Annotated in this window: 12 protein-coding genes and 1 pseudogene; 10 read left to right on the top strand and 3 right to left on the bottom strand. The window is 70.1% G+C overall.

The genetic code is table 11. The features are described from left to right. Nucleotides 1-122: 122 nt before the first annotated feature. The 5 genes from ACIBI9_RS39755 to ACIBI9_RS39735 all read left to right on the top strand — a co-directional run bounded on the left by ACIBI9_RS39755 (nt 123) and on the right by ACIBI9_RS39735 (nt 3774). On the top strand, nt 123-995 hold the full coding sequence (locus ACIBI9_RS39755; protein WP_397230223.1) for an alpha/beta fold hydrolase: 873 nt from the start codon (nt 123-125) through the stop codon (nt 993-995). Between the two features lie 141 nt (nt 996-1136). Continuing rightward, nucleotides 1137-2333 (top strand): cytochrome P450, encoded by a 1197-nt coding sequence (locus ACIBI9_RS39750; RefSeq protein WP_397230220.1) that lies wholly within the window; start codon nt 1137-1139, stop codon nt 2331-2333. A 22-nt stretch (nt 2334-2355) separates the two neighbouring features. Then, nucleotides 2356-2964, top strand: coding sequence for a TetR/AcrR family transcriptional regulator (locus ACIBI9_RS39745; RefSeq protein ID WP_397230218.1), 609 nt, complete (start codon nt 2356-2358; stop codon nt 2962-2964). A gap of 95 nt (nt 2965-3059) precedes the next feature. Beyond that, a complete protein-coding gene (locus tag ACIBI9_RS39740) occupies nt 3060-3428 on the top strand; it encodes a YciI family protein (protein WP_397230216.1) in 369 nt (122 codons plus the stop codon). Nucleotides 3429-3435: 7 nt separating this feature from the next. Next, a complete protein-coding gene (locus ACIBI9_RS39735; protein ID WP_397230214.1) occupies nt 3436-3774 on the top strand; it encodes a YciI family protein in 339 nt (112 codons plus the stop codon). A gap of 46 nt (nt 3775-3820) precedes the next feature. Here ACIBI9_RS39735 and ACIBI9_RS39730 read toward each other — a convergent pair whose 3' ends face one another. Beyond that, the gene (locus ACIBI9_RS39730; RefSeq protein ID WP_397230211.1) at nt 3821-5083 is read right to left on the bottom strand and encodes an alpha/beta hydrolase; all 1263 of its coding nucleotides are present in this window, start codon (nt 5081-5083) and stop codon (nt 3821-3823) included. A 104-nt stretch (nt 5084-5187) separates the two neighbouring features. Here ACIBI9_RS39730 and kstD point away from each other — a divergent pair, with 104 nt between their 5' ends. The 3 genes from kstD (at nt 5188) to ACIBI9_RS39715 (ending at nt 8447) form a co-directional block, all read left to right on the top strand. After that, a complete protein-coding gene (gene kstD, locus ACIBI9_RS39725; protein WP_397230209.1) occupies nt 5188-6945 on the top strand; it encodes a 3-oxosteroid 1-dehydrogenase in 1758 nt (585 codons plus the stop codon). A gap of 41 nt (nt 6946-6986) precedes the next feature. After that, the gene (locus ACIBI9_RS39720; protein ID WP_397230206.1) at nt 6987-7847 is read left to right on the top strand and encodes an LLM class flavin-dependent oxidoreductase; all 861 of its coding nucleotides are present in this window, start codon (nt 6987-6989) and stop codon (nt 7845-7847) included. 72 nt (nt 7848-7919) lie between these two features. Next, the gene (locus ACIBI9_RS39715) at nt 7920-8447 is read left to right on the top strand and encodes a hypothetical protein (RefSeq protein WP_397230203.1); all 528 of its coding nucleotides are present in this window, start codon (nt 7920-7922) and stop codon (nt 8445-8447) included. 86 nt (nt 8448-8533) lie between these two features. On the opposite strand, the pseudogene tnpA reads toward ACIBI9_RS39715, so the two are convergent. Next, nucleotides 8534-8966: pseudogene (gene tnpA / locus ACIBI9_RS39710) on the bottom strand (IS200/IS605 family transposase). A gap of 24 nt (nt 8967-8990) precedes the next feature. Between tnpA and ACIBI9_RS39705 the strand changes: the two are divergent. Next, entirely contained in the window at nt 8991-10307 is a 1317-nt protein-coding gene (locus tag ACIBI9_RS39705; RefSeq protein WP_397230200.1) for an RNA-guided endonuclease InsQ/TnpB family protein, read from the top strand. Then, the gene (locus tag ACIBI9_RS39700) at nt 10264-10497 is read left to right on the top strand and encodes a hypothetical protein (RefSeq protein WP_397230198.1); all 234 of its coding nucleotides are present in this window, start codon (nt 10264-10266) and stop codon (nt 10495-10497) included. The genes ACIBI9_RS39705 and ACIBI9_RS39700 overlap by 44 nt, the downstream gene beginning before the upstream one ends. Before the next feature lie 167 nt (nt 10498-10664). On the opposite strand, the gene ACIBI9_RS39695 is transcribed toward ACIBI9_RS39700, so the two are convergent. Next, complete coding sequence (locus ACIBI9_RS39695; RefSeq protein WP_397230196.1) at nt 10665-11540, bottom strand: hypothetical protein; 876 nt, start codon at nt 11538-11540, stop codon at nt 10665-10667. Between the last annotated feature and the right edge of the window lie 72 nt (nt 11541-11612).

The raw sequence follows: 11612 nt of genomic DNA, 5'->3' as shown, positions 1-11612 counted from the left end.
TGGCGTCGCTCCACGCAACCAGACCTCAGGTCACGGTAGCGCGCTGATCGGATGCTCATTCACACCCGGCACGCTGGAGCCCGCCCCCCAACGAACCGAGCCGACCGAAAGAGAGCGCCATAGTGGTCATCGAAGGCTTCACCTATCACCGCGTCCCCGTCGCCGACGGCGTCTCGCTGAATGCGGCCGTCGCGGGCGAGGGCAGCCCGATCGTGCTGCTGCACGGCTTCCCGCAGACGCACCTCATGTGGCGGCACGTCGCCGCCGACCTGGCCGCCGATCACACGGTCATCTGCCCCGACCTGCGGGGTTACGGCGCCAGCGACAAACCCGCCGAGACCGGGCCCGGCACCTACGCCAAGCGGACCATGGCCGCCGACGTCGTGGCACTGGCCCGTGCGTTCGGGCACGAGCGGTTCGCCCTGGCCGGGCACGACCGCGGCGCCCTGGTGGCCTTCCGGGCCGGGCTCGACCACCCGGCGGCGATCACCCATCTGGCCTGCCTGGACGTGCTGCCGACCGTGGACATGTGGGACGTGCTGCGCGGGGCCTCGGCGGCGGTCGGCTTCCACCTCTATCTGATGGCGCAGCCGCCCGGGCTGCCGGAGGCGATGATCGCGGCCTGCCCGGACGTGTTCTTCGGCCACTTCCTCGACGGCTGGACGGGCGACGCGCAGGCGATCCCCGCCGATGTACGCGCCGCGTACCTGGAGGCCTGCCGCGAGGCGATCCCCTCGATCGTGTCCGACTACCGCGCCTCGGCCGGCATCGACGCCGACCACGACCGGGCCGACCGGGAGGCGGGCAGGCGCCTGGAGATGCCGGTGACGGTGCTGCAGCAGGACTGGGGCGCCGCCCTCGGCTACGACGCGGCGGCGCTGTGGCGGGCGTGGGCGCCGCAGTTGCGGCACGTCACCGTCGGTCATGGCCACTTCATGGCCGAGGAGGCGCCCGCCGACGTCGCCAAGGCCCTGCGGGAGCTGCTCGCCCGCTGAAACCAGGAACGCGGCTGGACCAGCGACCTCAGCCACGGCGAGATGATCCGCGACGGCCACGACCCGCTCCGCTCGCTCCCGGCCTTAAAGCGATAGACTTCTATCGTTTTCAGGCCACGGTCGATCCCCTGAGGAGCTGGCATGAGCGAGCCTGTAACCCTGCCCCTGTACATGCGCCGGAACGCCTTCGACCCGGATCCCGAGCTCGCGGTGGCGCGCGACAAGGACGGCGTCCGGCGGGAGAAGACCCCGTTCGGGCTCGACGTCTGGATGGTCAGCCGCTTCGCCGATGTCAGGGAGGTGCTCGGCGACTCCGAGCGCTTCAGCAACGCCCAGCGCAACGTCTTCAGGGCCCCCGGCCTGCCGGAGATGAGCCCCGAGGAGATCAAGCGGCTGCGGGCGGGCAACCTGCTCGCCTTCGACCCTCCCGAGCACACCCGGCTGCGCCGGATGCTGACGCCCGAGTTCACCATGCGCCGGATGCGCCGCCTGGAGCCGCGCATCCGGGACATCGTCACCGAGCACCTCGACGCCATGGAGGCCGCCGGGCCGCCCGCCGACCTGGTCTCGGCCTTCGCCCTGCCGGTCCCGTCACTGGTGATCTGCGAGCTGCTCGGCGTCCCGTACGCCGACCGCGGCGACTTCCAGCACCGCACCGGGAAGATGCTCGACGTCTCGCTGCCCATGCAGGAGCGGGCCGCGGCCCAGCTCGAGTCGCGCGCCTACATGGCCGAGCTGGTCGCCCGCACCCAGGCCGAGCCGGGCGAGGACCTGCTCGGCATGCTCGTACGCGAGCACGGCGACGACCTGAGCGCCGACGAGCTGGCCGGCATCGCCTCGCTGCTCCTGCTGGCCGGCCACGAGACCACCTCCAACATGCTCGGCATCGGCACCCTGGCCCTGCTGCGCCACCCCGAACAGCTGGAGCTCCTCAGACGCGAACCCGCGCGGATCAACGCCGCCGTGGAGGAGCTGCTGCGCTGGCTCAGCATCGTCCACACGGGCACGTTCAAGGTCGCCACCACCGACACCGAGCTGGCCGGGCAGCCGATCGCGGAGGGCGACCTGGTGATGTGCGCCCTGCCCGCGGCCAACCGCGACCCCGCCTTCATCGCCGACCCCGACCGGCTCGACATCGGCCGCGGCGACATGGGGCACGTGGCCTTCGGCCACGGCGTGCACCACTGCCTGGGCGCGCCGCTGGCCAGGATGGAGATGCAGATCGCCTTCCCCGCCCTCTTCGAGCGCTTCCCCGGCCTGCGCGAGGCCGGGGAGCCCGCCGAGTTCCGCGCCTTCAACGTGGTGTACGGGCTGCGCTCGTTCCCGGTGGCCTGGTGACCGGCTGCTAACGTGAAAGATCGTGCACGAGCAGGGACAGCGGGCCGACGCGCTGCGTAACTCAGACAAGATCGTCCGGGCCGCGATCGCGGTCCTTCGCGAGAGCGGCCCGGCACTGTCCCTCGACGAGATCGCCCGGCGCGCCGGGATCGGGATCGCGACCGTCTACCGGAGGTTCGGCGACCGGGACGGGGTGATCAGAGCGGCGTTCCAGACGTACTTCGCCGAGGAGGTCGAGCCGCTCGTCCTGGCCGCCCGCGACGCCGACGACGCCGGGAGCGCGCTGACCGAGGCGCTGGCGGCCACCGTGGACACGCTGGCCGCCCACCACGGGCTGCTGCGGGCGGCCAGGGAGTCGGGCGCGTTCACGGTCGACATCGCCGAGCGGTTCATGGGGCCGCTGAGCGCCGTGCTGGCCGGGGCGCAGCAGGAGGGGCAGGTGCGGGCGGACCTGATGGTGCGCGACCTGGCGGCGATCGTCGTGATGGCCCTGGCGACCGTGCACCCGCGCGACCCCGAGCACGCAGATCCGCGCCGCTACCTGGCCCTGCTGCTGTCCGGCCTGCGGCCGTCGCCCGACGAACTGCCCGCCCCCGCCTGCCCGTCCCTGCGCCTCGAAAAGGGTCACTGAGATTTTCGGTCCGATGCGCAAGAACGCGGCACCGGCTCCGACTCCATGGTGAACGGCGCCGAGGGCGGTGCCGCACGACCATCGAAGGAGACGACGTGAAATATCTGTTGATCATGCACATGAACCCGCGGATCTGGGACGCGCTGACCGAGGAGGAGCGCAACGAGGTGATGAGCGGCCACGGCGCGTTCATGGAGACCATCCAGAAGTCGGGAGAGATGATCGGCACCGTCGCGCTGGCCGACTCGTCGCAGAGCGCCGTCGTCAGGGTGCGGGGCGGCGTCCCGGCGGTGACGGACGGGCCCTACCTCGAGGCCAAGGAGTACCTCGGCGGCTACTACCTGGTGGAATGCGACAGCAGGGAACGCGCCCTGGAGCTGGCCGCGCTCATTCCGGACGCCGGCGTCGAGGGTCTCGGCGTCGAGGTGCGGCCGGTGGTCTTCGCGGGCACCGCCGACGGCTGAGCACGCGGTGAAGTTCGTGCTGAATCTCTACCTGGGCGCGCCGGCCTCGCCGGGGGAGGGGCTCGACCACGCGGAGTTCCTGGCCGCGGCCGGGCAGGCGGGGGAGCTCATCGGCGCTCACGCGTTCGCCGATCCGTCCCTCAGCGCCGTCGTACGGGTGCGCGACGGCGTGGTGACGGCGACGGAGGGCCCCTACCCGCGCACCTCTGACCATGTCGCCGTCCAGTATGTCGTCGACTGCGAGAGCCGCGAGCGCGCCGTGGGACTGGCCGCCCTGATCCCAGGGGGTCAGGCCGGCGGCGTGGAGCTGCGGCCGCTGATGGACCCGGCCGGGCTGGAGATGTGAGCACGTCCGAACGCCCCGGGGGCCTGCGCCGCAGGTCCCCGGCGCGTCAGGCGTTGGGGCAGCGGGGCGGGGCCGTGCCGTAGGCGTACTGGAGGAAGTCGACCAGCATGGCGGGCCAGGAGTTCCAGTCGTGGCCGCCCGTGCCGTAGCAGTAGCGGTGGCCGACGCCCAGGCCGGTCAGGGTCTGGTCGAAGACGCTCGCGTACGAGCCGAGTATGGCCTCGTTCACCGAGAGGGCCTCGGTGTTCGCCTGGGACGTGGTGCTGTAGGCGCACTCCGCGGGCGCCGGGCCGTGGCCGTCGCCGAGGATGTACTGGCCCGACGGGTCGCGCGGCAGTGACCGGCAGCCGCCCGCGTACAGGCCCAGCCTGCCGCTGAAGGGCGCGTACTTACCCTGCGTCACGAGCACCGCCGGGTTGGCGGCGGGCCAGTCGAGGTCTCCGGAGGCGCTGGAGGTGTGCGGCCCGAACAGGGTGTCCAGCCGGTAGACGAGCTGCTGCTGCTGGTCGAGCACGGGCAGCCAGCCGTCGTACTTGTTGACCCGGTACGGCCCCAGGTCAAGCACGTTGAGCGCGGCCCCGAACTGCCACATCGAGTCGGAGATCGTCCGCTGGGCGGGCTTGCCGCGCAGGTCGATGCCCGGCGAGAAGGCGCCGATGACGGAGAACACGTCGGGGTGCGCGGCGGCGTACTTCAGCGTGCCGAACCCGCCCATGGAGAGCCCCGCGAGGCCCCGCCCCGACCGGTTGGCGATGGTGTTGAAGTTGGCGTCGATCCACGGGATGAGCTGGGAGATGTGGTACGTCTCCCACTTCGGCGCGAAATATCCGTCCGTGCGCCCCACCCAGTCGCTGTACCAGCCGGTCATGCCACCGGTCGGCATCACCACGATGCCGTCGTACGGGCGGCCGGGCGTGGTGCGGATCAGCGACACGAGGTCGGTCTTGGTCGTCCACTCGTCGTAGTCGTCGCCCCCGCCGTTGATGAGATAGAGGGAGCGGTAGCGGGTGCTCCTGGCGGGGTCGTACCCAGGGGGCAGGTAGACGCGCACGGTGATCTCGCGGGCGAGCGGGTCGATCGCCGGGGTGCCGCCGGCCGCCTGGAAGATCGCCGTCGAGGTCATGACGACGTCGCGCAGCTCGGAGCCGTCGTTCTGAAGATGTCGCTCGACCCGCACGCAGGTGATGCCATGGCCGTTCGGCTGGGGGAGCGTGGTCGAGCACGTCTCGGCGTGCGCCGTCGTCGCCGGCGCGACGAGCGCCCCAGTGAACAGCAGGGCGAACAGGAGCACGGCGGCTAATCGTCGCATCGCATCTCCTCTACGGGACCGTCCCGATCATGACCAGGCTTCGGCGGTCACGTCAACACCCGGCCGCATTGACAGTGAAAACAACCAAGCGCATGCTTGCCGACATGGTTGAATCCAGCCTCACCCCCCAAGGGCCGAGCCGTCGCGCCCTGCTCCGCGGAGCCGCCGTCACCGGCGGCGCGCTGGTCGCGGGCGCCGCGCTGGGCAGCGCGCCGGCCCGTGCCGAGGTCGAGTACGACGTCGTGGTGGTCGGCGCCGGAGCCGCCGGGATGACCGCGGCGCTGACGGCGGCCAAACGAGGGCTGCGCACCGTCGTGGTGGAGAAGGCCCCGACGTTCGGCGGCTCGGCCGCCCGTTCGGGCGCGGGCATCTGGATCCCGTGCAACGAGGTCATCCTCGCCGCCGGAGTCCAGGACACCCCGGCCAAGGCCGCCGCCTACCTGGCCCGCGTCGTCGGCGACACCGTGCCGATCGCGCGGCAGCGGGCCTTCCTGTCGGCCGGGCCGGCGATGATCTCGTTCGTGATGCGCAACAGCCCGTTGCGCTTCCGGTTCATGGAGGGCTACTCCGACTACTATCCGGAGTTCCCGGGCGGCATGCCGAACGGGCGCTCCATCGAGCCCGCCCAGCTCGACGGCAACATCCTCGGCGCCGAGCTGGCCAACCTGAACGGCCCGTACATCCAGACCCCCGCGGGCCTGGTGGTCTACAGCGCCGACTACAAGTGGCTGACGCTCGCCGCCGTCAACCCCAAGGGCATCGAGGTGAGCGCGGCGTGCCTGCTGCGCGGCACCGAGGCCGCGCTGCGCGGCGAGAAGCCGCTGACCATGGGCCAGTCCCTGGCCGCCGGCCTGCGCGCGGGGCTGCTCTCGGCCGGCGTGCCGGTCCTGCTGAACACCCCGCTGCTCGACCTCAAGGTCGAGTCCGGCCGCGTCACCGGCGTCGTCACGGCCGGCGGCCTGGTCAGGGCCAAGCGCGGCGTGATCGTCGGCTCGGGCGGGTTCGAGCACAGCGCGGCCATGCGCACGGAGTTCCAGCGCCAGCCCATCGGCACGAGCTGGACCGTCGGCGCCAAGGAGAACACCGGCGACGGCATCGAGGCCGGCGAACGGGTCGGCGCCGCGCTGGACCTGATGGACGACGCCTGGTGGGGCCCGGCCATCCCGCTGCCCGGCCAGCCGTACTTCTGCCTGGCCGAGCGCACCCTGCCGGGCTGCGTCCTGGTCAACGGCAACGGCGTGCGCTTCGTCAACGAGGGCGCCCCCTACAGCGACGTCGTCCACGTCATGTACGACCGCAACAGCGCGTCCGCGCCGCACATCCCCGCCTGGCTCATCGTCGACCAGAACTACCGCAACAAGTACCTGTTCAAGGACGTCGCTCCGCTGCTGCCGCTGCCCGACGAATGGTTCACCAGCGGCGCCGCGTACAAGGCGTGGACGATCGAGCAGCTGGCCCAGAAGATCGGCGTCCCGCAGGCGGCGCTGCGCGGCACCATCGACCGCTTCAACGGGTTCGCCGCGACCGGCAAGGACCTCGACTTCCACCGCGGCGACAGCGCCTACGACCGCTACTACGCCGACCCGCTGGTCAGGCCGAACCCGTGCCTCGCGCCGCTGTGGCTGCCGCCCTTCTACGCGTTCAAGATCGTTCCAGGGGATCTCGGCACCAAGGGCGGGATGCGCACCGACGCCCGCGCGCGCGTGCTGCGGGCCGACGGGTCGGTCATCCCCGGCCTGTACGCCGCCGGCAACGCCAGCGGAGCCGTCATGGGCCACAGCTACGCCGGCTCCGGCTCGACCATCGGACCCGCCATGACCTTCGGGTACGTGGCCGCCAACGACATCGCCGACACGCCGTAAAACGATTGCCGTCCTCCGCCGCGGGCCAGCAGCATGGCGGGATGCACTTCTCGATCAACATTCCGAACTTCGGCGACTTCGCCGATCCCAGGACCGTCGCCTCGGTGGCCGTCGCCGCCGAACAGGCGGGCTGGGACGCGCTGTTCGTCTGGGATCACGTCGTCCACGTCAAGAGCAAGCGCCGGGCGTTCGGCGACCCCTGGATGCTGCTGACGGCGGCGGCGCTGGCGACCACCCGGATCAGGCTCGGCACCCTGGTCACCCCGGTCGCCCGGCGCCGGCCGCAGCAGCTGGCCCGCCAGGTCGCCACGCTCGACGCGCTCAGCGGCGGGCGGGTGATCTTCGGCGCGGGCCTGGGCGGGCCGATCGAGGACGAGTACGGCAGCTTCGGCGAGCCCACCGACCCGCTCGTGCTCGCCGAGCGCCTCGACGAGGGCCTGGACCTGCTCGCCCGCTACTGGAGCGGCGAGCCGGTCACCCATCACGGGCGGCACTTCACGGCCGAGGACGTGACCCTGCTGCCGCCGACCGTGCAGCGCCCCCGCCCGCCGGTGTGGGTCGCCGGGTTCTGGCCCAACCGCAGGCCGATGCGCCGGGCCGCCCGCTGGGACGGCGCGGTCCCGCTGTTCGGGCCGGGCTCGCACGGGTACGGCCCGCCCGTCGACCAGGTGCGGGAGCTGGCCGCGTACGTACGTGGGCAGCGCCGCGACGACGGCCCCTTCGAGCTCGTCGTCGGCGGCACCAGTCCCACCGGCGCCGCCCAGGCGCGCGACCTGCTCGGCCCGCTCATGGACGCCGGCGCCACCTGGTGGGACGAGCGCCAGCCGATCGACGGCGCCGACCTGGACCGGCTCGCGCCCGTGCTGCGCCGTATCGAGCAGGGCCCGCCCACCGTGGGGTGAATGGAGGAGTCTCTGCGGTCTGCCATGATTCAAACGCAGTTCGTCACCATTGCCCCCTGAGGAGTTCCCCCCTTGGACCGCAGACATTTCCTCACCCTGACCGGCGCCGCGGGCCTGGCCGCCGTGGAGTTCGCCCGGCCGGCGCTGGCGGCGAGCTACCCGTTCGCCGACGCGGGCGTCCCGGATGAGCTGCATGCCAAGCTGGGGGAGCTGGCGCCGTACGGCGTCACCACGGTTGCGTTCACGCCGTCCGGCGGCTGGGTGATCGTCACCCAGGACGGTCGTTATTTCGCCCGTGGCGTGCCCGACGCGTGTTTCGCCGAGCTCGGCAAGTTGCTCAAATCCGGGGCGAAGATCCACTGTGTGGCCTTCCCGCCGGAGGGCGGCGACCGCTGGTTGATCACGAGTGACAAGGGGATGGCGGCGCGCGGCCTGCCCGAGGCGTGCCACCAGCGCGTCAGCGACTCCTACACCGCCGGTCGGCCACACCGCCACCGGCACGGTGATCTCCGGCAAGCGCAACCGCTACCCGGAGTCGGCCACCGCCGGCCGCCTCTACCGACATGCGGGCCAGTGCTCCCGTCTTTAGGCGGGAGGTGAAGGCCCGCGCGGGAAGGCCCCCTGGGGCCTGAGCGCCCTGACCCGCACTCATGAGATCAGCGTGACCACGCGTAGGTTGGTCTTTCCTATTTCCGGGGTCGGTCCTGGGGCTGGATGTAGGTGCGGACGGTGGCCAGGTTCGCGCCGCGGGTGGAACCGGCGTAGTAGGAGCGGGACCAGAAGTGGCCGCCCCGCAGGTATGTGCGAACGTGGGTGCTGGATTCCTGGCGTAGATAGCGGGCGGAGACGCCTTTGAGGCTGGTGGCCAGGGTGGACAGGGCGACCTTGGGCGGGTGGTGTACGAGGAGGTGGATATGGTCGTCCTCGCCGTCGAACTCGGCCAGCTCGCATGCGGAGCTTCTCGCATACCTCTTTTATGATCTTTTCGCAGCGTTTCAGCATGGGATCGGTGAAGATATTCCGCCGATATTTCGTGATGAACACCAAATGTGCGGTGAGCTCGTGGACGCAGTGCCGACCTATTCTGATTTCGGGATTGAATTCCCATCGCGGTGACATACACCAATCGATAAAGTGTGCCGCGTGGAGTTGGAGAAACGTTCCCGCGCTCATGTGGCGCGCCTGGACCTGGACGCACGGCAGAGCGCCGTGCTGGACGGGCAGGCGCACAACGCGCGCGCGTTGTGGAACCTGCTCCATGAGTACTTCACCTTCCACCAGGGCCGGTTCGCCTCGCTCGCAGCGTGCGACGAGGCGATCCGGGCGGCCCGCAAGGAGATCGACTGGTTGAAGGACCTGCCCGCCCAGGCCGCGCAAGCGGTCCTGAAGACCTACCGGCAGGCGTGGAAGAACTTCTTCAACCCTGAACACCCGGCGATGCGCCCCACGTTCAAGAGCCGCTTCCGCTCCCGGATGGCTGTGGACGTCCCGCAGGGGCGGGACCTGAACATCGCCCGGATCAACCGGCGGCAGGGCGCGGTCACCATCCCCAAACTCGGCCGGGTCCGCTTCCGGTGGACCAAGGACCTGCCCGGAGTCACCATGGGTGGACCGGACGGGAAGATCACGGGTGCACGGCTGGTGAAGGAGGCCAACGGGTGGCACATTGTGTTCCGTACCCAGACCAGCGAACCGTTGCCCGCACCGCATCAGGGGCCGCAAACCGCGATCGATCGGGGCATCACCGTCCCGCTCGCCCTGGCCACCGGGGAGAAAATCCGCCACCGCAAGCAATGGCTGACAGACGGAGAACTGAGGCGCCTGCTCTGTCTGGAGCGCAAAGCCGCCCGCCAGAAACGAGCGGCGAAACCCGGCCCGCCCACCAGTAACCGGCTGAGGAGAACCTACGACCAGATCGCTCGCCTGCGCGCGAAAGCCAAGCGCCGGGCCTGCGACTGGCAGCACCAGACCACCGCCGAGCTCACCGACCGCTTCTCCCTCATCGTGCTGGAAGACCTCAAGGTCAAGAACATGATGGCCTCCGCCTCCGGCACCATCGACGCGCCGGGCAGGAACGTCGCCCAAAAACGCGGCCTGAACCGCGCCATCGCCACTCAGGCGTGGGGGCGCACGGCCGAGTTCCTCACCTACAAGGCCGTCGACAAGGGTGGGAAGGTCGTCTTCATCCCGGCGCCGGGCACCAGCCAGGAATGCCACGCCTGCCACACGATCATCGAGGGCTCCCGCGAGAGTCAGTCCCGGTTCGTGTGCAAGAACACAGCATGCGGGTGGATCGGCAACGCCGATGTCAACGCCGCCCGCACCCAGATGTATCGGTACAACTCAGCCGCCGGGCAGGCGGTCACTGGACGTGGAGGCTCTGCCGTACTGGGGCCGGTGAAGCGTCAAGCAACTCATGGCGGGACTACCCGCACCGCCCCACAAGGGGTGGCCGCGTAGCGGCCATGAGAATCCTCCCCAATCATGGGGAGGAGCACGTCAAACCCACGACGGCTCCAACGGCTTCAAGTCCGCGTTCAAGGGCTATCTGGAGCTCGGCGCCGGATACGTGATCCTGGCCAACGGGAGCAACATGAGCCTGGTCAACGAGATCGCCGCCGCCGTCCGCTCCGTCTACGGCTGGGCCTGACCCGTCGCCCCGTTGTCCGGTCGGCAGACCCTTCCCCACCCCTTCCGACGTGCTGAAACATCGCCGCTGCGGGACGCGGTCTCGTCGATCTGCAACCACACGACTACCGGCCGACGTTCTTCGACACCGACCCGCACGGCAACCGTTCCCCTCCGGCGGTCCGGCCCTCAGTGACCCTTGGGGCAGGACGGCTTCGTCTTGACGTTCAAGGTCTCGAGCCTGATCGAACCGTCGGCCGGCAGAACGATGGCCCGGGCCCCGGGGGTGGTGGCGCCCCAGCAGACGGGCACGAGGAAATATTGCCGGTTGGACTGGATCAGGAGGCGCAGGCCGGTGTATTGATAGCGGAACCCCGCATTCGGGTCTGTGAGCGCTTTCTCCTTGATTCCCGGGCCGTCCAGATTCAGCCGCTGCGCCGCGTAGACCACCACGGTCACCAGTGTTTGTTCCGGGTGTGCGAGGATTTTCTCAGCCTCCCGTCCTCCCACTTCCCTCGCGTGTTCGTCCACGAACCACAGCACCGGGACCAGAAGAAGGGCCGCGAGAACCGTGCGCTGGACGATCCGAGCCGTGGTGGAAACCACCGGACCAGATTTGAGCGTGGTTTTCAAGTAAAAGCTGGAAACCAGCAAGATCGTGCCAAGGACCAGGAAGAGGGGCTTGACGAAGACTGGCGGATGCCAGCATTCGGGCCAATCGGCCATGGCCGCCAAGGCCACCACCAGGCTGGCGGATCCGAGCACGATGAGTACCCGCAAGGCCCGTATTGTGGCGGTGCGATGCCAGGCGGTGGACCGGAACAGCCACTCGTGCACGAAGGGCGCCAGCAGGATCACCATGAGGAGCGCCAGCAGGAATAGCACCAGTGGCTCGTCGGCCACCTTGACGCTGCTCATCACGCTCTCCTGGAACGTGAAGCTCAGCATGCTGGTGTTGACCCCGAGTTTTGAGTACATGGCGTTGAGACGGATCGTCCCGAGATACATCAGGACCGACGCGAGGAAGGTGGTCGGCGCGACGATCTGGGCGAGTATGCGGCTCACGCGGGCGAGGTCCTGGCCGAGCCCGCCTCCGTCGCTTGCGGACGGTTCCATGGCGCTACGCCCGGGACGGCG

It is taken from the genome of Nonomuraea sp. NPDC050451 (assembly GCF_044458585.1).
The sequence above is the reverse complement of the archived record's forward strand: the minus strand, read 5'-3'. Positions and strand labels throughout refer to the sequence as shown.